General features: G+C 70.6%; 23 protein-coding genes. 7 read left to right on the top strand and 16 right to left on the bottom strand.

What is annotated here, in order from left to right; translation table 11 throughout:
* Positions 1-134 precede the first annotated feature (134 nt).
* From L3V18_RS09055 to L3V18_RS09010, 10 genes are all read right to left on the bottom strand, one after another.
* Entirely contained in the window at positions 135-1,013 is an 879-nt protein-coding gene (locus L3V18_RS09055; protein ID WP_237054360.1) for a symmetrical bis(5'-nucleosyl)-tetraphosphatase, read from the bottom strand.
* 16 nt (positions 1,014-1,029) lie between these two features.
* On the bottom strand, positions 1,030-1,413 hold the full coding sequence (gene apaG, locus L3V18_RS09050) for a Co2+/Mg2+ efflux protein ApaG (RefSeq protein WP_237054359.1): 384 nt from the start codon (positions 1,411-1,413) through the stop codon (positions 1,030-1,032).
* Between the two features lie 56 nt (positions 1,414-1,469).
* Positions 1,470-2,264, bottom strand: coding sequence for a 16S rRNA (adenine(1518)-N(6)/adenine(1519)-N(6))-dimethyltransferase RsmA (gene rsmA, locus L3V18_RS09045; RefSeq protein ID WP_237054358.1), 795 nt, complete (start codon positions 2,262-2,264; stop codon positions 1,470-1,472).
* A gap of 69 nt (positions 2,265-2,333) precedes the next feature.
* The gene (gene pdxA / locus L3V18_RS09040) at positions 2,334-3,326 is read right to left on the bottom strand and encodes a 4-hydroxythreonine-4-phosphate dehydrogenase PdxA (RefSeq protein ID WP_237054528.1); all 993 of its coding nucleotides are present in this window, start codon (positions 3,324-3,326) and stop codon (positions 2,334-2,336) included.
* Between the two features lie 173 nt (positions 3,327-3,499).
* On the bottom strand, positions 3,500-4,840 hold the full coding sequence (locus L3V18_RS09035) for a peptidylprolyl isomerase (protein ID WP_237054357.1): 1,341 nt from the start codon (positions 4,838-4,840) through the stop codon (positions 3,500-3,502).
* Positions 4,837-7,230, bottom strand: coding sequence for an LPS assembly protein LptD (gene lptD / locus L3V18_RS09030; RefSeq protein ID WP_425493496.1), 2,394 nt, complete (start codon positions 7,228-7,230; stop codon positions 4,837-4,839). Before lptD ends, L3V18_RS09035 begins: the two co-directional genes overlap by 4 nt.
* A gap of 134 nt (positions 7,231-7,364) precedes the next feature.
* The gene (locus L3V18_RS09025; RefSeq protein WP_237054356.1) at positions 7,365-8,285 is read right to left on the bottom strand and encodes a histone deacetylase family protein; all 921 of its coding nucleotides are present in this window, start codon (positions 8,283-8,285) and stop codon (positions 7,365-7,367) included.
* Between the two features lie 4 nt (positions 8,286-8,289).
* A complete protein-coding gene (locus tag L3V18_RS09020; RefSeq protein ID WP_237054355.1) occupies positions 8,290-8,541 on the bottom strand; it encodes a YdeI/OmpD-associated family protein in 252 nt (83 codons plus the stop codon).
* A 10-nt stretch (positions 8,542-8,551) separates the two neighbouring features.
* Positions 8,552-9,136: a cob(I)yrinic acid a,c-diamide adenosyltransferase gene (locus L3V18_RS09015; RefSeq protein WP_237054354.1), complete on the bottom strand. Its 585-nt coding sequence runs from the start codon at positions 9,134-9,136 to the stop codon at positions 8,552-8,554.
* A 53-nt stretch (positions 9,137-9,189) separates the two neighbouring features.
* Entirely contained in the window at positions 9,190-9,834 is a 645-nt protein-coding gene (locus L3V18_RS09010) for a DUF6580 family putative transport protein (RefSeq protein ID WP_237054353.1), read from the bottom strand.
* A gap of 90 nt (positions 9,835-9,924) precedes the next feature.
* Here L3V18_RS09010 and ubiH point away from each other — a divergent pair, with 90 nt between their 5' ends.
* The gene (gene ubiH, locus L3V18_RS09005; RefSeq protein WP_237054352.1) at positions 9,925-11,223 is read left to right on the top strand and encodes a 2-octaprenyl-6-methoxyphenyl hydroxylase; all 1,299 of its coding nucleotides are present in this window, start codon (positions 9,925-9,927) and stop codon (positions 11,221-11,223) included.
* Positions 11,220-12,416, top strand: coding sequence for an FAD-dependent oxidoreductase (locus L3V18_RS09000; protein ID WP_237054351.1), 1,197 nt, complete (start codon positions 11,220-11,222; stop codon positions 12,414-12,416). The genes ubiH and L3V18_RS09000 overlap by 4 nt, the downstream gene beginning before the upstream one ends.
* 144 nt (positions 12,417-12,560) lie before the next feature.
* Here L3V18_RS09000 and rlmM read toward each other — a convergent pair whose 3' ends face one another.
* The 4 genes from rlmM to L3V18_RS08980 form a co-directional block, all read right to left on the bottom strand.
* The gene (gene rlmM / locus L3V18_RS08995) at positions 12,561-13,643 is read right to left on the bottom strand and encodes a 23S rRNA (cytidine(2498)-2'-O)-methyltransferase RlmM (RefSeq protein ID WP_237054350.1); all 1,083 of its coding nucleotides are present in this window, start codon (positions 13,641-13,643) and stop codon (positions 12,561-12,563) included.
* A 118-nt stretch (positions 13,644-13,761) separates the two neighbouring features.
* Positions 13,762-14,337, bottom strand: coding sequence for a nucleoside deaminase (locus tag L3V18_RS08990; protein WP_237054349.1), 576 nt, complete (start codon positions 14,335-14,337; stop codon positions 13,762-13,764).
* A gap of 29 nt (positions 14,338-14,366) precedes the next feature.
* Positions 14,367-14,789 (bottom strand): hypothetical protein, encoded by a 423-nt coding sequence (locus L3V18_RS08985; protein WP_237054348.1) that lies wholly within the window; start codon positions 14,787-14,789, stop codon positions 14,367-14,369.
* 133 nt (positions 14,790-14,922) lie between these two features.
* Complete coding sequence (locus tag L3V18_RS08980; RefSeq protein WP_237054347.1) at positions 14,923-16,716, bottom strand: glutamine--tRNA ligase/YqeY domain fusion protein; 1,794 nt, start codon at positions 16,714-16,716, stop codon at positions 14,923-14,925.
* A gap of 163 nt (positions 16,717-16,879) precedes the next feature.
* Here L3V18_RS08980 and L3V18_RS08975 point away from each other — a divergent pair, with 163 nt between their 5' ends.
* From L3V18_RS08975 to L3V18_RS08960, 4 genes are all read left to right on the top strand, one after another.
* Entirely contained in the window at positions 16,880-17,149 is a 270-nt protein-coding gene (locus tag L3V18_RS08975; RefSeq protein ID WP_237054346.1) for a putative signal transducing protein, read from the top strand.
* A gap of 26 nt (positions 17,150-17,175) precedes the next feature.
* Positions 17,176-17,763 (top strand): adenine phosphoribosyltransferase, encoded by a 588-nt coding sequence (locus L3V18_RS08970; protein ID WP_237054345.1) that lies wholly within the window; start codon positions 17,176-17,178, stop codon positions 17,761-17,763.
* Positions 17,764-17,841: 78 nt separating this feature from the next.
* Positions 17,842-18,507 (top strand): peptide-methionine (S)-S-oxide reductase MsrA, encoded by a 666-nt coding sequence (gene msrA, locus L3V18_RS08965; RefSeq protein WP_237054344.1) that lies wholly within the window; start codon positions 17,842-17,844, stop codon positions 18,505-18,507.
* A 168-nt stretch (positions 18,508-18,675) separates the two neighbouring features.
* The gene (locus L3V18_RS08960) at positions 18,676-19,395 is read left to right on the top strand and encodes an MliC family protein (RefSeq protein WP_237054343.1); all 720 of its coding nucleotides are present in this window, start codon (positions 18,676-18,678) and stop codon (positions 19,393-19,395) included.
* A gap of 46 nt (positions 19,396-19,441) precedes the next feature.
* Here the strand turns inward: L3V18_RS08960 and L3V18_RS08955 are convergent, their stop codons facing one another.
* Positions 19,442-20,143 carry a DUF2239 family protein gene (locus L3V18_RS08955; protein WP_237054342.1) on the bottom strand — a complete coding sequence of 234 codons (702 nt, stop codon included), beginning with the start codon at positions 20,141-20,143 and terminating at the stop codon, positions 19,442-19,444.
* 798 nt (positions 20,144-20,941) lie between these two features.
* Here L3V18_RS08955 and L3V18_RS08950 point away from each other — a divergent pair.
* Positions 20,942-23,188: a gluconolaconase gene (locus L3V18_RS08950; protein WP_237054341.1), complete on the top strand. Its 2,247-nt coding sequence runs from the start codon at positions 20,942-20,944 to the stop codon at positions 23,186-23,188.
* Between the two features lie 120 nt (positions 23,189-23,308).
* On the opposite strand, the gene L3V18_RS08945 is transcribed toward L3V18_RS08950, so the two are convergent.
* Entirely contained in the window at positions 23,309-23,752 is a 444-nt protein-coding gene (locus L3V18_RS08945; protein ID WP_237054340.1) for a BON domain-containing protein, read from the bottom strand.
* Between the last annotated feature and the right edge of the window lie 137 nt (positions 23,753-23,889).

Genomic DNA, 23,889 nt, shown 5'->3' with positions numbered 1-23,889 from the left:
AGGCGGGAGCAGGCGCGGGCGGATACAGGCCGATCGCCGCCAGCGATGCGGCCGCGGCGACCAGTGCGCCTGCCATCAGCGGCCATCGATGCCCTGCAGCGGCCCGCCGGCGGGAGTCGTCCGCGGGCACGGCTTCAGCGCCGATATCCGTTGCGCGAACGGGGCTTGTGCCTTGGCTTCGGCGGCGAGGCCGGTTGATCGCGTCCGGGCACCTGCACCACGCGCAGGTCCTCGCAATCGAGCTGCAACGCGGTGAGCCTGCCGCCCCAGACCGCACCGGTGTCGATCGCATGCACGCCGTAGCCGATGAACAGCCCCAGCGTGGACCAATGGCCGCAGACGATCTTCAGGTCGCGCTCGGCGCGCCCGGGCACCTCGTACCACGGGTACAGGCCGGCCGGCTGGGTGCCCGGCACACCCTTTTCCTCGAACGAGATGCGGCCGCGAGGCGTGCAGTAGCGCAGCCGGGTCATCACGTTGATGATCGCGCGCAGCCGGTCGGTGCCGGCCAGGCGCGGATTCCACGCCGGGCCGTCGCCGTACATCGCCTTCAGCAGACGGCCGTACTGGTCGCCGTGCAGCTTCTGTTCGACCTCGCGGGCATGCCGTTCGGCCATCGACACCGTCCACTTCGGCGCCAGTCCGGCGTGCACCATCATCCAGCCCAACTGGCGGTCGACATGGCACAGCTTCTGCATCCGCAGCCATTCGAGGAGGGTGTCGCGGTCGTCGGCCAGCACGATCCGCTGCAGGTCGGGATTGACCTTGCGGCGCTCCTCCTCGCTGCGCTGGCCGATCGCCAGCAGCGACAGGTCGTGGTTGCCGAGCACGACGACGCTGTGCTCGCGCAGCGAATGGACCAGCCGCAGCGTCTCCAGCGACTGGCCGCCACGGTTGACCAGGTCGCCGCAGAACCACAGGCGGTCGCGGGCAGGGTCGAAGGCGATCTTCTCCAGCAGGCGTTGGGTCGCGTCGTAGCAACCCTGCAGATCGCCGATGGCCCAGATACTCATCCCGATGCCGTCCCGATCAGTGCAGCGTGCGCGGCACGGTCAGGGTGAAGGCGGGAATCGGCGCGTCGAACTGGGTGCCGTCGTCGGCGAGCATGCGGTAGTGGCCCTGCATCGTGCCCAGGTCGGTCTCCAGCATCGCCCCGGAGGTGTATTCGAAACCCTCGCCCGGCCGCAGCCATGGCTGCTCGCCGACCACGCCCTCGCCTTCGACTTCCTGCACCTTGCCGTTGGCGTCGGTGATGATCCAGTGGCGGGCGAGCAGGCGGGCAGGCACCGTGCCGCGGTTGCGGATGTGGATGGTGTAGGCGAAGACGTAGCGATCCTGCTCGGGTTCGGACTGGTCGTCCAGGTAACGGGTCGCGACTTCGATGTCGAGGGCGTATTCGGTGGGGCGTTCCATGCCGACAGTGTACCCGGCGCGGGGCGGCGAGGGCCCGTCGCGAAGCGGTGCACGGGTCAACTGCCCAGCGCGTTGGCCAGGCGCACGAAGTCGGCGACCCCGAGCTGCTCGGCTCGCAGGTCCGGACGGATCCCGGCAGCCTCGATCTCGGCGGCCGTGCACAGCTGCGACAGCGCGTTGCGCAGTGTCTTGCGGCGCTGGCCGAAGGCGTCGCGCACCACCGCGGCGAACCGCGCCGGGTCGTCGATGCCGATGGTCGCCGGCGGACGCGGCACCAGCCGCACCACTGCCGAATCGACCTTCGGCGGCGGGCGGAACGCGCCAGGCGGCACGTTGAACAACGGCGTCACCTCGCAGTGGGCCTGCAGCATCACGCTCAGGCGGCCGTAGGTCTTGCTGCCCGGGCCGGCGGCCATGCGGTCGACGACCTCCTTCTGCAGCATGAAGGTCATGTCGCGGATCACCGCGGCGTGCTCCAGCGCGTGGAACAGGATCGGCGAGGACAGGTTGTAGGGCAGGTTGCCGACCAGGCGCAACGGCCCTTCCTCGCCGGCGAGCGCGGTGAAGTCGACTTCGAGCACGTTGCGATGGATCACCCTCAGCGTGCCGTGGGCGCGGGCGGCCTCGGTCAGCGGAAAGATGAGGTCGCGGTCGAACTCGATCACGGTCAGCCGGCCGTGCACGTCGAGCAGCGGGAAGGTGATCGCACCCTGGCCGGGGCCGATCTCGACCAGCCGGTCCCCGGGCTGCGGGTTCACCGCCTGCACGATGCGGTCGATGATCCCGCGTTCGTGCAGGAAGTGCTGGCCTAACGACTTCTTCGGCGGCTCGGTGAAGGAATGGCGGGTCATGGCGAGAGGGTCGGTCGACGTTTGCGGGCGCGGGTCATGCGAATGGGCCGGGTCGAGGTCTGCCCGTGCTCATCCGTGCGGGTCCGTGGCCGATGCCGCCTTCCGTGCGATCGCCATCCGCGCACAGGTGTCGGCGGCGGCGAACAGGCTGGAAGGATCGGCGATGCCGCGGCCGGCGAGGTCGAGCGCGGTGCCGTGGTCGACCGCGACCCGCGGATAGGGCAGTCCGAGGGTGATGTTGACCGCCTGCTCGAAGCCGCTGTACTTCAGCACCGGCAGGCCCTGGTCGTGGTACATCGCCAGCACCGCATCGTATCCGCGCAGCTTCCCGGGCAGGAACGCGGTATCGGCCGGCAGCGGGCCCTGCAGCTGCAGGCCTTCGTGGCGCAGCGCGGCCAGGGTCGGCTCGATCACGGCGATCTCCTCGCCGCCGAGATGTCCGGCTTCGCCTGCGTGCGGATTGAGCCCGAGCACGGCGATGACCGGATCGGGCAGCCTGAAGTCGTCGTGGAGGGCCCGGTGCAGGATGCGCAGGGTTCGCTCCAGCGCGGCAGGCGTGATCGCGTCGGCGACCTCGCGCAGTGGCAGATGGGTGGTTGCCAGGGCGACACGGACGATGTCGTTGGCCAGCATCATCACCACGTCGCAGCCGGCCTGGGCGGCCAGCAGCTCGGTGGTGCCGGTGTAGGCGATGCCGCCCTCGTTGATCACGGCCTTGTGTACGGGACCGGTGACCAGACCGTCGTAGTCGCCGGCCAGGCAGCCGTGGGCGGCGCGCTCGAGTGCGCCGATCACCGCCACGGCATTGCGGGCGTCCGGGGCGCCGGGCACGGCATCCGCTTCGTTCGGAATCTCGACGATGGCGAGCTCGCCCGGTGTGGCCGAGCCCCCGCGCGCATCTACCAGTGTCAGCGGCAGGCCGAGGCGCGCGGCCGCGGCATGCAGGACCCCGGCGTCGCCGAAGACGGTCAGGCGGTAGTCGCGCGTGCGTTGGGCGAGGCGGACGCACAGCTCTGGTCCGACGCCGGCCGGCTCGCCGGGCACCAGCGCGAGCCGGGGCAGGGAGGCGGAGACGGTTGCGGTCGGTGCGGCCAAGGAGTGTCCCGCTGGGTGCCTGTCAGTCGCGGCTTCGCGAACGTGTTCCGCCGGTAACGGTCAGCCTCGCGGCTTCCAGGCCGGCGCCCGATAATCTGCGTCCTGCACGCAGCCGGACGTGCGGCCGGCCAGCGACGGGTTCAGCCGCCGCTGGAGGCGTCGGTCGCGGCCGGCTGGCCGACCCGCAGGTCGACGTAGGCCTCGCCGCGCAGCTCGCGCAGGAAGCGGTTCCATTCGTCCTCCAGCTTGCGCCGGCCGATCGTCTCCGCGATCTGGTTGCGGCGGTTCTGGTCGGTGACGTTGGTCTGGCGGCTGCCGGTGCGCTCGACGATGTGCCAACCGGTCGAGGAGCGGAACGGGGCCGAGACCTGGCCGTCGGCGAGGCGGGTGACCTGGCCGCCGAACTCGAGCCCGAACGCATCGGCGTTGAACCAGCCCAGATCGCCGCCCCGACTCTTGCTGTTGAGGTCCTGCGACTCTTCGCGGGCCAGCGTCTCGAAGTCGGCGCCGCCAGCCAGCCGTGCGGCGAGGGTGTCGATCCTGGCCTTCGCCTCGGCGTCGCTGGTGTTCTCGTCGACCCGGATCAGGATGTGGCGCGCCTTGTACTGGGTGACCATCTGGTCGCCGGCCGCGTCGGCGTCGCGGGTCTCGACCATCTGCAGCAACTGGAATCCGCTGGGACCGCGCAGCGGCTGGCTGACCGCACCGGGCGCCATGTTGCGGACCATCTGCACGAAGGCGCTGGGAATCTCGTCCAGGCTGCGCCAGCCCAGGTCGCCGCCCTCGAGGGCGTTCGGACTGTCCGAATAGCGGACCGCGGCGGCGGCGAAATCCATCTCGCCACGGTCGAGCAGGCCCTTGATGCCCTCGATCTTGCGTTGCGCGGTGTCGATCTGCTCGGGGGTGGCGCCGTCCGGCAGCGCGACCAGGATGTGGGCGAGGTGGTACTGCGCGCCGCCGGCCTGCTGGGCTTCCATCGCGGCGTCGATCTCGGCATCGCTGACCGAGATCCGGGACTGCGCGTAGCGCTGGCGCAGCTTCTGCACCATCAGCTCGTCGCGGACCGACTGGCGGAATTCCTCGTAGGAAGTGCCATCGCGGGCGAGCTGGCGGCTCAGCTGGTCGACGCTGATGCCGTTCTGGCCGGCGATGTTGGCGATCGCGCCATCGATTTCCTGGTTGTTGACCCGGACCCCGGTGCCTTCGGCGCGCGCGACCTGCAGCTTGACCAGGACCAGCCGCTCGAGCACCTGGCGTTCCAGCACGTCGCGCGGCGGCAGCTGGCCTTCGCGGCCCGCGTACTGGGCGAGGATGTTGGCGGCCGCGCGATCGAGCTCGCTGCGCAGGATCACGTCCTCGTCGACGATGGCGACGATCCCGTCGATCGTCTGTCCCTGCACCGGCTGCGGCGGCGCCTGCTGGGCCTGGACGGACGACGCGAAGAGGGCCGCGGCAAGGGCACAGGCGAAGTATTTCTTCATAGGATCGGATCGGGCGAGGAGTCGACGTAGTCGTCGGTGATGAGGGACGGCGGTACCAGATAGAGGTCGTCGCGGTCGTAGCCGAGGATAGCACGGCGCAGTTCGCTCTCCGTCTTCTGGCCGGCCGAGCCGAGCCCCTTGAGCTCGAACTCCAGCCGCAGCGAATCGTCGAGGTCGCCGTCGCGGTTGCGGACGTAGCGGCGGGCGACCAGGCGCACCGCCAGACAGCAGCTTTCCCACTGCACGCCGGCGATCGACTCCAGCAACTTGTCGTCGAGCAGCGAGTAGTAGTAGCGGCCGACCACGCTCCAGTTCTGGTCGATCGGATACAGGAACGAGAAGTCGACCTGCTCGAGCAGATCCTCGCGGGTGGTCGGATTGCGGCGGTAGCGGTAGCCGAGATTGACCACGCCGCTCTCGCCCATCAGGTAGCGCAGGCGCAGGCTCGCCAGGTCCTCGCCGCGGAACTTCGGATCCCACTGGTAGCCGACGTTGATGTTCCAGCGGTCGTTCGGGGACACGCTGACGTCGGCGATCCAGGCCGATTTGCCCTGCTCGATCGGTTGTTCGTTGCCCAGCGTGGTGCGGACGTCCTCGAAGTACTGTATCTGGCCGATGCTGGCCGACAGTCGCTCGCGGCCGTCGTCCTCGCTGATCAGGCGGGTCGTCAGCGCGGTGGTCAGCTGGTTGGCGTCGCTCTGGCGATCGGGGCCGGTGTAGCGGTTGTCGCGGAACAGCTGGCCCCAGCTGTAGGTCATCGGAGTGGTGTCGAAGCGGGGCAGCCCGGACTGGTCGCGGTACGGGACGTTGAGGTAGTAGATCCGCGGCTCCAGCGTGTGCAGGTAGCGCTCGCCGCCGATCGTCGTGCTGCGATCGAAATAGACGCCCGCATCCAGCGAGGCGATCGGCAGGCTGCGGCTGGGGGAGCGTTCGCCGGCGACGGTGGCGAGCGCGTCGTCGAGCTCGTAGGCGGTGTAGCGCCACGCCAGGGTCGGGCGCAGGAACCAGCTGGCCCCCTCCAGCGGCATGCTGATGTAGGGCTTGAAGTCCAGGCGGCTGCCTTCGTCGCGGACTTCGTGGCGGAAGCGCACCGCCTCGGCGGTGACGCCGGCCTCGAACCAGGTGGCGAACGGCTGCGACCAGTTCAGGTAGGCGCGCGGCAGGCGGTCGTAGCGCAGGTTGAGCTCGGGGACGGTGTAGTCGGTCAGCTGCTGGTGGTCGGCCATCAGGCCGGCGTCCCAGTAGCGGCCGCGGCCGTAGAGGCCGACGGTGCTGGTCATCTGGTACGAGGAGCGTCCGAACAGGCTGTTGCTGAAGTCGTCCAGGTAGTGGGTGTCGCTGACCCAGCCCAGATTGGCGCGGGCATGCCATTTGCCTCCGAACCAGCTGTTGCCGAGGTTGTGCAGCGCGTCCAGGCGGAACAGGCCGCGGTCGTCCTCCGGCAGCCGCGCGCCGGGGATCGGGTTGCCGTTGTCGTCGAGCAGATACTTGTCGGGCTCGCTGCCCGGCAGCTTGTCGTGCGGCATCCACTCGCCGTACACCGTGCCCTTGCCCTCCGGGTACAGCCAGCGGAACTCGGTGCCGATCATCGCGCCGCGGTCGGTCATGATCCGCGGGGTGAGGGTGGCGTCGTAGTTCGGCGCCAGATTCAGGTAGATCGGCTGCTTCCAGTCCAGCCCGTTGCGTCCGGACATCGAGATCGACGGGTACAGCAGGCCGGTGCGGCGGCGGTCGTCGATCGGGAACATGAACCAGGGTACGTACAGCACCGGTACGTCGCGGATCCGTACCACCGCGTTGCGCGCGACCGCCATACCTTCTTCGGTGTCGATGTCGATCTGTTCGGCCTTCAGCTGCCACTGCTGGTCGCTGGGATCGCAGGTGGTATAGGTCGAGCCGACCAGCGAGCCCTGCGCGCCGTGCAGGTCGATCCGCTCCGCGCCGCCGTTGCCGCGGCGTTCGGTGAGCTGGTAGCGCAGGTCCTGGATGCTGTGGCGGTCGGCGTTCTGGTCGCCCTCGGCGCGCTCGGCGACGATGCGCATCCCCGAGTCCTGGTAACGCACGCCCCCCTCGGCGACGTACTGCCCGCTTTCTTCGTTGTAGCTCAGCAGGTCGGTGTGCAGGAACTGATCGCCGCGGCTGAGCCGGACGTTGTCCTGGACGACGATGTTCTCGCCGGTACCGGCGCGGCTCAGGCTGCCGCCCTCGATGTCGGTCGGCGCCGTCTGGCGGTCGGCGGCGGTCGCGTCGGTCTCAGGCGCGTCGGAGAAGGCCGGAACCGGGTCGCCCACCGGGCACAGGCTCCAGTCTTCCTCGTCCTCGGCGGCGACCGCCGGCAGGGCCAGGGCGATGCAGAGCGAAAGCGGGAGCAGGCGGAGGGTCTTGCGCACGCGGCCTTCCATGTTCAAGGACGAAAGCGGTCGCTAGCTTGCCGCATCGGCGATGCCGGCGGCAACGCAGGGGTGGTCCGGGGGCGGTTCGTGTTCATCTTGGTGGTGCGGGCGTCGACGGCCATGGCCGCGACTCAGCCGGCGGCGGCGCGCAGCGCGCCGACGTGGGCGACGCTGCACTCGCGCAAGGCGTCCAGGTCGTAGCCACCTTCGAGCATCGACACCAGCCGGCCGTCGGCGTGGCGGGCGGCGACGGCGACCAGCTCGGCGGTCAGCCAGGCGAAATCGTCGGCTTCGAGCTGGAGCTGGGCCAGCGGATCGCGGCGATGGGCGTCGAAGCCGGCCGAAACCAGCAGCAGCTGCGGACGGAAGCCCTCCAGCGTCGGCAGCAGCTTCTCGCGCCAGGCAGTACGGAAGGCCTCGCTGCCGGTGCCGGGTTGCAGCGGCGCGTTGAGCACGTTGCCGACCCCGCGCTCGTGAACGCGGCCGGTATCCGGGTACAGCGGCATCTGATGCGAGCTCAGGTACATCACCCGCGGGTCGGTCTCGAAGATCGCCTGGGTTCCGTTGCCGTGGTGGACGTCGAAATCGACCACCGCGACCCGGCTCAGGCCATGACGCTCGCAGGCATGGGCAGCGGCCACTGCGATGTTGTTGAACAGGCAGAACCCCATCGCGACCGTCCCGGTGGCGTGGTGGCCCGGGGGGCGGACCGCGCAGAAGGCGGTGCGGGCTGCGCCGAGCATCACCGCATCGACGGCGGCGATGCCGGCGCCGGCCGCGTGCAGGGCCGCCTCGGCCGAGCCGGGGCCGAGCAGGGTATCGGGATCGAGATGGGTCGGCTCGTCCACCGGGGTATCGAGTACCAGCGCAAGCAGCGCATCGTCGTGCACGCGCAGCAACTGGCCGCGGCTGGCGCGCGGCGCCTCCTCCCATTCCTGTTCCGGAAAGGCCCCGCGCAGCGCCTCGACGACCGCGGCCAGCCGGGCCGGTCGCTCGGCATGGCTGGCACCGGGATCGTGACGCAGGCAGGCGGGGTGGGTATAGAGATGCATCGGATCAGCGTCCGGCACGTGGGTGCCGGGCCATGTTCATGTAGACGCCGCCGTCGCGCAGCTCTTCGGGCATTTGCCGAAGCCGCCTGTCGCGCGTGTCCTCGCGTTTCGCGCGGACGATCCAGCCCAGACAGCCGTTGCGCCGGCAGGCGCGGCGGGCGCGACAGGCACCGAGCCGCCCGGCCTCCCGCAGGGCGGCGAGTACCCCGTCCGGCATGGGGTTGAGTTCGCACTGCAGGCGGGAGGTGGCGGACATCGGCGGACGGTCAGGCCTTGCGCCGTTCGTGGTTCCAGAGCACCTCGCCATGGCCGTCGGCGCGGGCCAGTACCCGCGCCAGCACGAACAGCAGGTCGGAGAGCCGGTTGAGGTAGCGGATCGCCTCGGGACGGACCTCCTCGACCCGCGCCAGGGCGACCGTCTCGCGCTCGGCGCGGCGGACGACGGTGCGGGCGACATGGCAGCGCGCGGCCGCCTCGCCGCCGCCGGGAAGGATGAAATCCTTCAGCGGCGGCAGGGTTTCGTTGAAGCGGTCCAGGTGGGCTTCCAGCCGTGCGACGTCCTCGCTGGTGATCGCGGCGTGCCCGGGAATGCACAGCTCGCCGCCGAGGTCGAACATCTGGTGCTGCACCGTGGTCAGCAACGCACGGACGTCGTCGGCGATGACGTTGCCGGTAGCCGTGCCGCCGGGCGCCATGCAGGCCAGCACCAGGCCGATGCAGGAGTTGGCCTCGTCGACCGTGCCGTAGGCGGCGACCCGGGCCGAGTCCTTGCCGGTCCGGCTGCCGTCGCCGAGGCCGGTGCTGCCGTCGTCGCCCGTGCGTGTATAGATCTTCGAAAGTCGGTTGCCCATGATCCAGGCCGAGGGCCGTTACCGCCGGTGTCGTGGTCCGTGTGGCCCGCGGCTCATGCCGTCTGCGCGCGCAGGGCCGGGACCCGGCTGCGCAGCAGTGCGAAGCCTCCGAACAGCAACGCCGCGTAGAACAGGGTGCCGAGCACGGTCCACTGGAAGAACGGGATCGCGGCGGTGTAGGCCATGCCGAGGCCGCCGAAGGTCTTCGGATACTCCGGCAGGGTCAGCCAGGCGCCAAAGTTGCTGATCACGAAGAACAGCACCGAGGCGAGCAGGCCGAAACCGAGCACGCGGCCGCCGCCGACGCGGCCGCGCAGGCCGAAGCCGAGCGCGGTGGTCAGCGCCACGCAGCCGTAGCCCAGCCAGATCGCGAAGCCGCCGAACCAGCTCGCGTAGATGCCACCGTTGATCGCCGCAAGCGCGATGTCCGAAATCAGCATCGCCGCCAGCGGGACGATGAACGCCCACTGCCTGGACATGAAATAGGCGCCGCCGAACAGCGCGATCGCGGCGACCGGCGAGAAGTTCGGCGGATGCGGCAGCAGGCGGGTCAGCGCGGCGATCAGGATCAGGCCGGCGAGCACCAGCGGTCCGGCGGCGAAAGTGCCGGCAGAGGAACGCGTGGAAGTGGACGGTGAGCGGGTGGCGACGGGCTTCATCGGACAGGTGATCCGGTACTTGCGGGAAGCCTCTAGCATAGCGCACCGCCTGTCGGAGGCCGCCCACGCGCCGCGCCGGGCGGGCGGCGGGCTACGTGGTCGTCGGGGATAGGCTCTAGACTGGACGGCATGCCGAACGCTTCCGAAGCCCCCCCGACGTCCTCCCTCCGTACCGATACCGCCGCTCCGGCCTGCCACGACGTGCTGATCGTCGGCGGTGGCCTGGTCGGCGCGAGCCTGGCGATCGCGCTGGACCTGGTTGGAGGGGATGCCGGGCTCGATGTCGGCCTGATCGAGGCGGCTCCCCCGGGGTCGCTGCCGGCGGTGTTCGACGAGCGCAATCTCAGCTTTGCCGAGGCTACCGTCAACGCGCTGGCCGCGCTCGGGGTGATGCAGAAACTGCACGCGCCGACCGGTGCGATCCGCCGGATCCACATCAGCCGTCGCGGCGACTTCGGGCGCGCGGTGCTGGAGGCCCGCGACCACGGCCGCGATGCGTTCGGCCAGGTCGTGATCGCGCGTGATTTCGGCGATGCGCTGGAAGCGCGGCTGGCCGAGCTGCCGAGGGTGACGCGCTATCGCCCGGTGCGTTTCGTCGGGCTGGAGCCCGGCGAGGCCGGGGCTTTCCGCGCGGTACGCGTGGCGGACGGCGGCGGCGAGCGGGTGCTGCATGCGCGCCTGCTGGTCGCCGCCGACGGTACCCGCAGCCAGGTTCGCGAGGCGCTGGGGATCGCCAGCGACAGTCACGACTACGGCCAGACCCTGTTCGTGACCCGCCTGCGCAGCGAACGTGCGCCCGACGGCACTGCCTACGAGCGCCTCGGCGAGGAGGGTCCGACCGCGCTGCTTCCGCGCGGCGACCGTCACTTCGGTCTGGTCCACGGTGTCGCCGGCGCCGATGCCGACGCGGTCGCCGCGCTCGACGAATCCGCATTCCTGGAACGGGTGCAGCAGGCGTTCGGCTGGCGGGTCGGCCGCTTCCTGTCCTGTGGACGCCCCAGCACCTATCCGGCGATCCGTACCGTCGCCCGCCACCTGACCGCGCCGCGCGCGGTGCTGGTCGGCAACGCTGCGCAGACCGTACATCCGATCGGTGCGCAGGGCTTCAACCTGGGATTGCGCGATGCGCTGACCCTGGCCGAACTGATCGGGTCCGCGCGTGCCGCCGACCCCGGCGCCGACTGCGGCGATGCAGGGCTGCTGGCCGCGCACGTGCGTCGCCGCGAGGCCGATCGCGAACAGACGCTGGCCTTCTCCGATGGTCTCGCCCGGCTGACCGCGAACGACGCCGCGCTGCTGCGGCCGTTGCGCAGCGCCGGCCTGTTCGCGCTGGACCGCCTGCCGTCGCTGCAGGCGGCGATCGTCGGCGGTGCGCTCGGCTATCGCGGGCAGGTGCCGGCGCTGTGCCGCGCGGGGAGCGGCGCATGAGCCGTCGCGATCTCCACGATATCGTCGTGGTCGGCGCCGGCGTGGTCGGCGCGGCGGCGGCGCTTGCGTTCGCCCGCGACGGACTGCGCGTGGCCCTGGTCGAGGCGCGCGCGCCGCTGCCATGGCGCGCCGACGTACCGGATCTGCGCGTGTATGCGTTCGCACCGGACAACGCGGCCCTGCTCGACGACCTCGGCGTATGGGCAGGCGTGGTCTCGGCACGGCTGCAGCCCTACCGGGCGATGCGGGTGTGGGACGCCGGCGGCGGCGATCCGATCGTGTTCGATGCCGATGCGTTCGCGCGGACCGAACTGGGCTGGATCGTCGAACACGGCCTGCTGGTCGACCGGCTGTGGTCGGCGCTGCCGGCGGCCGGCGTCGGCCTGCATTGCCCGGACCGCGTCGAAGGTCTCGAGCACGGCGACGACAGCGCCGCGGTGCGGCTCGAGTCCGGCCTGCGCTTGCGCGCGCGCCTGGTGCTGGCGGCCGACGGCGGCGATTCGCAGCTGCGGGCGATGGCCGGCATCGACACCGTCACCCGCGATCACGGCCAGAGCGGTCTGGTCGCCTTCATCGATCACGCCCGGCCGCACCAGGCGACCTGCTGGCAGCGGTTCCTGCCGACCGGACCGCTGGCGTTCCTGCCGTTCGCGACCGCGGACGGTGCCGAGGGGCGGCGCAGCTCGATCGTCTGGACCCTGCCCGAGGCCGAGGCGCTGCGCCTGCGCGACTGCGAAGAGACGGCGTTCCTGTCCGAGCTGGACCGCGCGTTCGACGGGCCGTTGGGGTCGATGCTGGCGACCTCGAAGCGGATCGCTTTCCCGCTCAAGCGACAACTGGCCGAGTCAGTGGTCGCCGGCCGGGTCGCGCTGGTCGGCGATGCCGCACACGTGGTCCACCCGCTGGCCGGGCAGGGTGTGAACCTCGGCCTGCGCGACGTCGCCGCGCTGCGCGCGACGGTGCGCGATGCGGTGCGGCGCGGCAGCGACATCGCTTCGCCGTCGCGGCTGGCGCGCTGGGCGCGCACCCGCAGGAGCGAGAACGCGGTCGCCGCGCACGCCTTCGACGGCCTCAACCGGCTGTTCTCCAACGACGCGCTGCTGCCGACCCTGCTGCGCGGCCCGCTGCTGGGCCTGGCCGGCAGGCTGCCGCCGTTGACCCATGCGTTCTGGAAGCGTGCGGCGGGGCTTTAGCGCGTGCTGCTCCAGCCACGGATCGAGCGGATGGACATGGATTGAGCTTTCCGACGGTTCCCCCGACGTTTGTCCGCATGCCTCGCGTCCTGAGAGCTTCGCTTCATCCGTGTGGATCCGCGCGATCCGCGGCAGACGGCCCCGTCACCGCGGTCGTGCGAACACGGTGATCTCCTCGCGGTCGTGGTAGAGCTGGCGCGCGCGGATCTGCACCGGCTTGCCGACCTGCGATTCGAACAGTTCCAGGCACAGCCTGGTTTCGTCCCAGCGCTTCTTCATCGGCAGCTTCAGGTTGAAGATCGTCTGCCGGCACCAGCCTTCGCGCAGCCAGGTGGCCATGCGCTCGGCGACCCGTCGCGGCTGCTCGACCATGTCGCAGACCATCCAGTCCAGCGGTTGCGCCGGCTGCCAGCGGAAACCGTCGGCGCGCAGGTGTTCGAGCCGGCCGCTCTCGAACAGCCCGTCTTCGAACGAGGCCGCGCGCAGCGGCCCGTTGTCGATCGCGGTCATGCGCACGCCGTGGCGCAGCATCACCCAGGTCCAGCCACCGGGCGCGGCACCGAGATCGGCGCCGGTCAGGCCATCGCGCAGCAACTCCCCGCGTTGGTCGTCGTCCAGCAGGGTCAGCAGCGCCTCCTCCAGCTTGAGCGCCGAGCGGCTGGGTGCCTGCGGGTGCATGCGCAGGCGTGGAATGCCCTGCGGCCACGGCGCACTGTCGCCGGGATGGCTGCGGCCGAGCACGAGGTGGTCGCCGGCCAGCAGCACCACGTGCAGCCGCGGCAGGCGGGGCTGTTCGCGTGCGCTCAGCCATCCGGCCTTTCGCAGTGCCGGCCGCAGCGCATTGCCGAAGCTGCGGGCGAGGCCCGACAGCGGGCGGGCGGCATCCGAGTCAGGATGCTCGACCCACAGCTCGCCGAACGGCGCGCCATCGCGGTCACGGACGATGCCGGCGTCGAGCGCGGCGTGGATCGGACCGATCCGGTCGCGGGAATCGACACCGCGAAGCTCGGCCAGGCGCAGCAGCTTCTGGCGCGCGAAGATCAGGGAGGCGAACGGCAGCCTTCGGGCCAGCTGTGCGGCGTCCTCGCCGATGAACTCGACGAAGCCGCTGCCGCGCACGGTCCGCGGAAAACCGGCATGCCCCAGCGCCGCGGCGCGTTCGGCCAGTTCGGCCGCCAGTTCGGGCTCGAAACCGGCTCGGCAATGGCAGAACAGCGCGTCAGGCATTGGAAGCGATGCGCCGCGGATCGGCGCGGAGGGAACTGTTGCGGAGTGACTTCGTCCAGGACGGCATCGCTCTCCCGTCCCTTGTCCGTGTTGATCCGCGCGGCTCCATGGTCTGCGCTCAGTACCGCGCGCCGCCGGACTCGCCATAGGCGCGCAGCACTTCGCGTGCGGTATCGCGATGGATGTCGCGGATCACGGCGATGCCCCGGCGCTCCAGTTCGCCGACCCAGTCGGCAGGCAGCGGGCCTTCGTCGAACTCGGTCAGCGACTCCACGTCCTCGGCGCGCGCGCCGATCAGCAGCCGGTCGATGCCGGCCCAGACGGTGGCCCCGTAGCACTGGCAGCAGGGTTGCGACGAGGTCGCCAGGGTGACCGGTCCGCAGGGACGATCGTCGGCGTCGCGATTCAGCCGCATCCGCTGGGTGCGCTGCTGGGCCAGCATGTAGGCCATGTTCTCGGCATGCGCGAGCGAGCAGGTGTGCGGTACCACCCGGTTCACGCCGACCGAGACGATGCGGTCGTCCGGTCCGAACACCGCGGCTCCGAACGGTCCGCCGGTGCCGGCCTCGACGTTGCGGCGCGACAGCTCGATCGCCAGCGCGACCTTGTCGGCATCGTCCGGGTAGGCGCGACCGGTGTCGACCGTCTCGTGCACCCACGCCGGCAGGGTCAGGTGGACCTGGGCATACAGCATTCGCGGGCGGCTCCTTGCTTCTTGGCTTCTTATTCGATGGCGGGCAGGGCGGCGCTCTGCGCTTCACAGCTGCCGTTGACGCACTGGCAGCCTTCGATCACCGGAAAGCCGCAGACGCTCGACATCCCGGATTCGGCGCAGGCGGCCTTCACTCCTTCCGGGTCGGTCGGACTGTTGACGTTGACGCAGGCCGGGTAGTAGCCGCAGCAGTTGCCGACGTTCTTGACCGTGCAGTCGGCGTCGGTCTTGCAGCTCCTGTCGATCTGGACCGGGCCTGTCGGCGACGCGGCCGGGGGTGCGGGTTGCTCGACGCCAGCCTCGGGCGGTTCGGCCGCCACGGCGCTGCCGGTGGTCGGCGGCGCCGCGCAGGCGGTCAGCGCCAGCAACGCGGCGGCGACCAGCGTTGCGGCGGAAAAGTGGATCCAAGCGCGGCCGATACGGATGTCGAACATGCGAACCTCCTTGGCGATGCCAGTGGATGCGACGGCGGGAGGAATCCCCGCCGGTCGGGGCAGAGTAGGACAGGTGCCCTGCACGCGGCCACAACCGCGGTGCGGGGCAGGGCCACCGCGCACTGCGCGCCAGTCAGGCCTTGCCAGTCCAGGTGTCGCGCAGGGTGACCGCGCGATTGAACACGGGCCTGCCCGCCGCGTGGTCGTAGCGGTCGGCGACGAAATAGCCGCTGCGCTCGAACTGGAACGCCTGCTCCGGGGCGGCTCCGGCAGCCGCCGGCTCCACGTAGCCGGTCACGACACGGCGCGAGTCGGGATTGAGGTGGTCCTGGTAGGTCTTCCCATCGGTGTCGTCGTCCGGATCCGGCACGTCGAACAGGCGATCATAGAGCCGCACCTCGGTCGCGACCGCATGCGCGGCGCTGACCCAGTGGATCGTGCCCTTGATCTTGCGGTTCGCGCCTTCCATGCCCGGCCTCGACTCCGGATCGAGCGTGCCGCGCAGTTCGACGACCTCGCCGGCGTCGTTCTTCACCACCTCGTCGCAACGGACGATGCCGGCGCCGCGCAAGCGCACCTCACCCCCCGGGATCAAGCGCTTGAAGCCCTTCGGCGGCACCTCGGCGAAGTCCTCGCGCTCGATCCACAGCACGTTCGAGAACGGCACCGGGCGTTCGCCGAATGCGTCGTCCTTGGGATGGTTCGGGAACGTTAGCGATTCCTCGTGGCCTTCCGGCAGGTTGGTGATCGTCAGCTTCAGCGGCTCGATCACCGCCATCCGCCGCGGCGCGACCGCATCGAGATCCTCGCGCAGGCAGCCTTCCAGTACCGAGTAGTCGATCACCGAGTTCTGCTTGCTGATGCCCAGGCGCTCGACGAACAGGCGCAGCGACGCCGGCGTGTAGCCGCGGCGGCGGATGCCCTGCAGGGTCGGCATCCGCGGGTCGTCCCAGCCGTCGACCAGCCCGGCCTGCACCAGCGCGGCGAGTTTCCGCTTGCTCATCACCGTGTAGTTGATGTTCGCGCGCGAGAACTCGATCTGGCGCGGCCTCGCCGCCTCCAGCGGCAGACCCTTGCGGGTCAGCGGCTCCAGCAGGTCGGGATTGCCGGCCAGGTCGACCTTCTCCACGCACCAGTCGTACAGCGGACGGTGGTCCTCGAACTCCAGCGTGCACAGCGAATGGGTGATGCCCTCGACCGCGTCGCCCAGCGAATGCGCGAAGTCGTACATCGGGTAGATGCACCAGCCGGCGCCGGCGATCGGGTGCGGCACGTGCTTGATCCGGTACAGCGCCGGGTCGCGCAGGTTCATGTTGCCGCTGGCCATGTCGATCTTCGCCCGCAGCGTGCGTGCGCCATCCGGAAACTCGCCGGCACGCATGCGGCGGAACAGGTCGAGGTTCTCCTCGACGCTGCGCTCGCGGTACGGCGAGTTGCGGCCCGGCTCGGTCAGGGTGCCGCGGTATTCGCGCACCTGTTCGGGGGTGAGGTCGCAGACGAAGGCATCGCCCTGGCGGATCAGCTTCTCGGCGGCGAGGTAGTAGACCTCGAAATAGTCCGAGGAATGCCGCAACGCGTTCCATTCGAAGCCCAACCAGCGCACGTCCTCCTGGATCGCGCGCACGTACTCCGGGTCTTCCTTCACCGGGTTGGTGTCGTCGAAGCGCAGGTTGCAGACGCCACCGAACTCCCGCGCGATGCCGAAGTCCAGGCAGATCGCCTTGGCGTGACCGATGTGCAGGTAGCCATTGGGCTCGGGCGGGAAGCGGGTGCGGATCGCATCGTGCTTGCCGCTGGCGAGGTCGTCGCGGACGATCTGCCTGATGAAGTCCTTCTTCTCGGCGGCGAGCTTCTCTGCGACGTGAGCCCCCGTTGCCGTGTCTGCGGTAGCGGCGGAAGGGGCGGGGCGTTCGGGCGTTGCGGACATGCGGCGCGGCATCGGCGGGGTGGGACCGTGCAGTTTAGCGGTTCGGGGACCTGGCGGTTCGGGAACATGGAAACCTCCGGCCGGCGCGCGGATGCGGCGTTGACGTCCAGGCCTTGACGACAGGCGTATCCTCGGGGGAGGCCATTGATGAAGGTGCCTGCCGATGAAAGTCGTCTACGAAGCCGCCAACCTGATCGATGCCCACCTGGTCAAACACGCGCTGGAGAGTGCCGACATCCCGGTGTTCCTGCGCGGCGAGGCCCTGGTCGGTGGAATGGGCGAACTGCCGCTGTTCGGCGTCGTTGCGGTCTGCGTACCGGACAGTGCCTGGCCCGAGGCCAGCGGGATCGTTGCCCGGCTGCCGTTGTCCGAACCACCGGTTGCCACGGCCGACGAAGACTGCGTCGGCGGCGGCGACTGGGTGCCCGCCTGATCCGCGCCCCGCACCTGGAAGCCCGCATGCCCTCTGCAGACGACGCCGGCCACGGTGTGACGAGCCGCGATCGCACGAGCGTGGGCGAGCTCGACGTCGACTCGTTGCGCGGATGGATCCGCGATGTCCCGGACTTCCCGTCCGTGGGCGTGCTGTTCCGTGACGTCACCCCGTTGCTGGCCGACGCCGATGCGTTCGGACGCTGCATCGACGCGCTCGCGGCCCCCTGGCAGGGCGTCGGGGTCGAGCTGGTCTGCGGAATCGAGTCGCGTGGCTTCATCTTCGGCGCTGCGCTGGCCCACCGACTGGAGGTCGGTTTCATGCCGTTGCGCAAGCCGGGCAAGCTGCCGCCGCCGCTGGCCGAGGTCGAATACGCGCTCGAGTACGGCCGCGACCGGCTGCAGGCCCGTGCCGGCACGCTGGCGCAGGGCCAGCGCGTCCTGATCGTCGACGACGTGCTTGCCACCGGCGGTACGCTGGCGGCGGCGCACGAACTGGTCGCCCGCCTGGGCGGGGCCACGGTTGGCGCCGGGGTGGTGATCGAACTGGCGGCGCTCGGCGGCCGCGCGCGCTGGCCGCGCGGGGTGCCGCTGCACGCGTTGCTGGACTACTGATCCGCCGACCCGTTCCCACGGGGTCGTTGGCCGCTCGGCGGCGCCGGCCACATCCATGCACCCACACAGGAGCCCGTCATGCACGGCATAGGAGCCTTCAAGCAGCGCCTTCCCGCACCCGGCGACGCATTGCCGGGACGCGATACGCCGATGCCCCTGCACAACGCCCACCACGTGCACGGCCGTCCGCTGCGCGATGCCTTCGAGGGCATGGCACGGCTGCAGGTCGGCATGGGCTGTTTCTGGGGCGCGGAGCGGATGTTCTGGTCGCTGCCGGGCGTGTTCACCACCGCGGTCGGTTATTCCGGTGGCTGCACGCCGAACCCGAACTACCGCGAAGTCTGCAGCGGCATGACCGGCCATGCCGAAACCGTACTGGTCGTCTATGAGCCGGCGCGGATCGCGGCCGAGGCCCTGCTCAAGGTGTTCTGGGAGGGGCACGATCCGACCCAGGGGATGCGCCAGGGCAACGACGTCGGCAGCCAGTACCGCTCGGTGATCTTCTGCGAGGACGAGCTCCAGTATGCCGCCGCGATCGCGAGCCGCGACGTCTTCCAGGCCCGGCTGGAGGCGGCCGGGTTGGGCACGATCACCACCGAGATCGCCGGCCCCTCGACGACGCCCCCGACGCCGCCGTTCTACTACGCCGAGGACGCGCACCAGCAGTATCTGTCGAAGAACCCGGCCGGCTACTGCGGACTCGGCGGCACCGGAGTCAGCTGTCCGATCGGCACCGTGGCGTAGGCGTCGGCGTCGGTATCTCGGGCCGGCCCCGGGCGGGCCGCGCATGTCCCCTGTCCACGGGATTTGCTGTCGCCGTCACGTCATGCCTGTGAAGCTTGGCCGCCCCATCCTTCGATGGCCATAGCCCGGCGAGTTGCCATGCGACCGTCGTGCCGGAGAATCCTGGTGATGCCCAGCCCCCACCCCTCGCCGCCGATGCGCATCGCAGGCCCGGCCCTGGTCCTGGCCGCTGCTGTCGCGGCCTGTCAGCCGCGCACGTCCGCCGATGCCGCCGCGCATGCCGCGACGATCGCCTCCGCGGACCGCCCGGTAGCGGCTGCAGCGTCCGCGGAGCGCCTCGTTCCGGCCAGGCGCGCCACCGGTCCCTCGTTCGACTGCGCACAGATCGTCGGCGAGGACGAGCGGCTGATCTGCGCCGATCCGGAGCTCGGTGCGCTCGACCGCCGCCTCGATGCGACGTATCGCGAGGCGCTGGACGCGGCCGGCGAGCACCGCGATGTCCTCAAGGCGACCCAGATCGGCTGGCTCAAGGGCCGCGGCGATTGCTGGAAGGCGGACGACAAGACGCGCTGCGTCCGCGAGGCCTATCTGACCCGGCTCGTCGAACTGCAGATCGGAGACGGCAGGGGGGTTCCACCGACGCCGGTCGAGTACGACTGCAACCACGACCGACCGGTCACCGCCACCTTCTACAACGGCATCGAACCGCGCGCGGCGGTGATCACCTGGGGCAACGACCAGGCGATCGCGTTCGCGCAACCGGCCGTCGGCGGGGTCCGCTACACCCGTACCGGCCTTGAGTTCCGCGCGCACCGGGGCGAAGTCACGGTCAGCTTCGATGGCGTGACCCTGGCCTGCAGGCCGGCTGAGCCGGCCGGCCCGTCTTGACGCTCGCGGCCGGAGACGCGCCCGCCGCAATCTGTGGATGCCCGGCTCAGCGGGCCGCGACGGCAGGCCCCGCCTGTCCGCCGTGCAGCGCCGTCGCCGCCAACTTCATCGCATACTCGCGGACGTCCCGCGGCCAATCGGCGGTATGCAGGGCGAAACCTTCGGCATCGCCGGCGAACAGCGTGCGATTGGCTTCCTCGTATCCCGGCAGATCACCGGCGAGGGTGGTCATGAAACGGTAGGCCGCCTCCTGGCTGCGACGCATTCCGTCCCTGCCTGCATGGGTCTGGCGGGCGGCTTCGACCAGCCGGCGCAGCGCCGCCGAGGCGCCGCCGGGTTGCTCGGCGAGCCAGTCCCAATGGCGCGGCAGCAGGGTGACCTCGCGCGCGACCACGCCCATCCGGGGCCGGCCGCGCGGGCGCCGGGCGGCTTCGGCACCGTCGCGGGCGCCGGCCGAGCCTCGTCCGATCTTTTCCAGCACGCCGCGACGACTCCCGGACGCGGGGGCGGGGACAGCGGGTGCCGCCGTGAGCCGCCGGCGGATGTCCTCGGCGGAGCCGCGGAGGTCCAGATCGATCACCCGGCCGTCGTCGTCGGCGAACACCAGTACCGGTGGCCCCGCGGCATCGCCGAGCCGGGCGCCGGCCGCGCAGGCGACCTCGGCGAGTGCGCCGCGGGCGACGATGCCGTCGCCCGCGAAGGCGGTATAGCGCGGGGGTGGGGTGGTTGCCGTGTCCGTCGTGTCCATGTGGTGGATAGCTCGATTGGGTGGGCTATATTTTGTCCGGGTAAATTTCAACAGTCAATAACACCCGGGTGATATCCAGCGCTCGGCGCGGATGATCAATCCGATGGCGCCCGCATCCGTGGCGGCGACAAGGTCGAGGCGTTCACTGCCGGCTCCGCTCCATCCGGCCGCATCAACCCGAAGGCGATCCGCTTCATGGCCGCGCTCGGCTACGACCTCAGCGCGCATGCATCCAAGTCGCTGGACGGGATCGATGGCGAGTTCGACGCGGTGATCACGAGGGGTTGCGGCGACAGCTGCCCCCCCGGGTGCCTGCAAGCGTCGCGAGGACTGGGGTCTGCCCGACCCACGCGACATGGACGACGACGGGTATCGCGCGGTGCGCGACGAGATCGGCGCGCGGGTCAGGGCGCTGCTTGAGTCGCTGCAGGAGGCCCCGCGGTGGCCGGAGGCGCGACCTCCACGCATGTCTGGCCGCCCACGGGCTGCTCGCCGAGTCCATCGGCACCGCGCTGCTGCTGGCGACCGTGGTCGGTTCCGGGGTCATGGGCGTGGCGCTGGCCGACGGCACCGCCGCTGTGACTGGGGCACTGACTGCAGCCCCACTCGCGCGCGGTACTGCCGCAGGCAGGGGACACTGCGATGGAACCCGGCCCTGACCGCAGGTTCCGCGGCTGCCTGCTGCCGTCCATCGCCGGTCATTTCGCGATCATGCCGATGGCATCCTTCCATGACGATCCGTAGTCTGGGCGCGGATGGCCGGTAATCCCGGCGGATCGGATTGGAGTCGGTAGCGACATGACGCATGACAGCCGGATGCGCGGGGCCCTGATATGGCTGGTCGCCGGCCTGACCGCCGCGGCGCTGGCCGCAACCTTCGTGATGGGACGTCCGCCTGCGTTGCCGCCGTTCGAGGAGGCCGGCCCGCCACGGACCCTGCTGGACTGGAGCGGCCGGGTTTCCCTGCTGGCCGGTGATGGCGTGCGCGGCGCCGACGATGGCCCTGGCGCGCGTGCCCGTTTCGCCGATCCCTGGGGCCTGGCGCTGTGGGAGGCGCCGGTACGCACGGGCACCGATCCGGGGCAGGCCGCCGACATGGCGGCCCACACCGCCAGGCTCTACATGACCGACGCCGGCGACAACAACAGGATCCGAATGGTGGACGGCGAAGGCCGCGTCGCGACCGTGGCCGGCGGCGGCGAAGGCTTCGCCGATGGTCCCGCTGCGACGGCACGCTTCGACACGCCGTCCGGCCTCGCACTCGATCTGGCCGGCAACCTGTACATCGCCGATACCGGCAATCACGCGATCCGCAAGCTCACCCCGGCAGGGCAGGTGAGTACCCTCGCCGGTACCGGCTCGCCCGGATTCCGCGACGGTCCGGGCGCGCAGGCGCAGTTCAACGGCCCCATCGGCGTCGCGGTCGATGCCAGCGGCCGCGTCTACGTCGCCGATACCTACAACGACCGCATCCGCATCATCCAGCCCGATGGAACCGTCGGTACGCTGGCAGGCGACGGGCGTCCCGGCGATTTCGACGGTCCCGGCCCGCAGGCGCGTTTCGACACGCCGACCGGGCTGGCGGTGAGCGCGCGTGGCGAGGTCTGGGTCGCCGATGCCGGCAACGGCCATATCCGCCATGTGTCGTCGCGTGGCGACGTCACCACCCTGCTGCGCGATGCGCCGACGACGCCGATCGGGCTGACGCGGACGCATGACGGCGTCCTCTACGCTGCCGGGGTGCGGCCGGCGATCGTGCTGCAGATCGCCGGTGACGGGCGCTGGCATGCGATCACCCGGGAGATGCCCGGCCGCTTCTCGCGCCCTGCCGGAGTCGCCGTCGATGCGCACGGTGCGCTGTACCTCAGCGACGCCGGCGCCTACCGTGTCCATCGGATCGCGTCGGCTGCCGCGCCCGTGCACGAGGCCGCCACCGCCGCACCGGTCGCGATGATCGCCACCGCCCATGCGCGGCCGGAGGGCGCGGAACACGATGCCGATGCGCTCGGGCCGTCAGCGTTGAACCCGTTGCCCGATACCGGGGGACGCTGGCCGCTGCACCCGCAGCTGGGCTGGCACGAGGTGGTCGGCACCCTCGGCGAGGTGCGTGGCGACTACGACGGCGAGAGCCGCCATCACCTGCACGGCGGACTCGACATCCGCGGCGATGTCGGCCAGCCGGTCGTCGCGATCGCCGATGCGAAGGTATCCAGCCCGTTCGCCGCGTGGGGCATGGGGCGCCTGGGCGAGGGTCTGGCGGTGGACACCATCCAGTACATCCACATGCGGGTCGGACGACTGCCGAACGGCGAAGGGATCGACCCCGCCCGCTTCGCGATGATCCTCGACGACGAGGGCGAGCCGCAGCGCATCCGCGTTCGCCGCGGTACCCGTTTCGCCGTGGGCGACGTGCTCGGCACGATCAACCGGATGGCGCACGTGCATCTGGCCGTCGGAGCCAGCGGCTACGAGGTCAACGCCGCCACGCTCGGTTTCGCCAACTACGCGGACAGCCAGCCGCCGCGGATCGACGGCATCGCCCTCGTCGACGTCTCCGACAGGCCGTTGCCCGTCCGGGACGGACGTGTGCAGGTCGCCGCCGATGCGCGCGACCTGAGGATCGTCGTCGACGCGTGGGACCAGGTCGACCGCAACCTGCCGCGGCGGCGTCTGGGCCTGTATGCCCTCGGCTACCAGTGGCTCGATGCGTCCGGCCGGCCGTTGCCGGGCCATGAATCGCCGCGGATCAGCATCGAGTTCGACCGCATGCCGATCGAGCCGCACGCGGTGAAGGTCGCCTATGCGCCCGGCAGCGGCATCACCGTGCATGGCAGCGCGGTCACGCGCTTCCGCTACGAGCTGACCAACACCCTGCGCGGCGGCCGTCTCGCGACCGGCTACTGGCAGCCGTCCGAACTGGTGCCGGGCGACTACCTGCTGCGGATCACCGCGCGCGATTTCAGCGGCAACGAGGCGGTCGCCGGTCGCGATCTGCGCGTGACGATCACCAGGCCGTCGCCGGCTACTTCCGCGATGGACGGCTGAAGCCGGCCGCCGTTCGTGCACCGCATGCGCAAGGGCCCCGCATTGGCGGGGCCCGTTCCGGGGTGAAAGGAAATCACGCCGCGGCTGGCGCGGAGGGCCGGATGCTGCGCAGGTCGCCGCCTATCGGGTGTCGGTGGTCGACACGGTCAGGCCGCTGGCATCCACCTCCGTCACGCCCTCGGTGGCGCGGGCGATCGCGACCGCCTTGTCGATCTCGGCCTGGCTGCCGAGGGTGCCGGACAGGTGCACCACGCCTTCGAGCGTGTCGACGTCGATCTCGCTGCCCTCGACCTCGCCCTCGGCCAGCAACTGGCTCTTCACCTTGGTGGTGATCCACGTGTCCTCGACCGGCTGGGTCGACTCGGCCTCGTTCACGGTCTGTGTCTCTTCCGGCTCCCCGGCCTGCGCCGGTGCGTTGGCGATCGCGTAGGCGGTGGCCGCCAGCAACATCGCGGCAAGGGCGGAGCGGGCGCCGAGCTGCCACAGGCGCCCGAATGCCATCTGCCGCGAGCGTGGGCCCGCGTTCCGGTCGTCGATATCGATGTGCGCGTTGTTCGTGGTCATTGGGGACTCCTTCTTGCCTGATTGCCATCCGGACGGGGGAGGGAGGATGGCTCGAGCCCGACACTACGCGGGCGGCGGTGAATGCCGGGGAAGCCCGGTGTTAGCGATGCGTCTGCGGAACGCAAGATTCGCGTTGC

It is taken from the genome of Marilutibacter chinensis, assembly GCF_021725675.1.
GTDB classification, from domain to species: Bacteria; Pseudomonadota; Gammaproteobacteria; order Xanthomonadales; family Xanthomonadaceae; genus Marilutibacter; species Marilutibacter chinensis.
The sequence above is the reverse complement of the archived record's forward strand: the minus strand, read 5'-3'. Positions and strand labels throughout refer to the sequence as shown.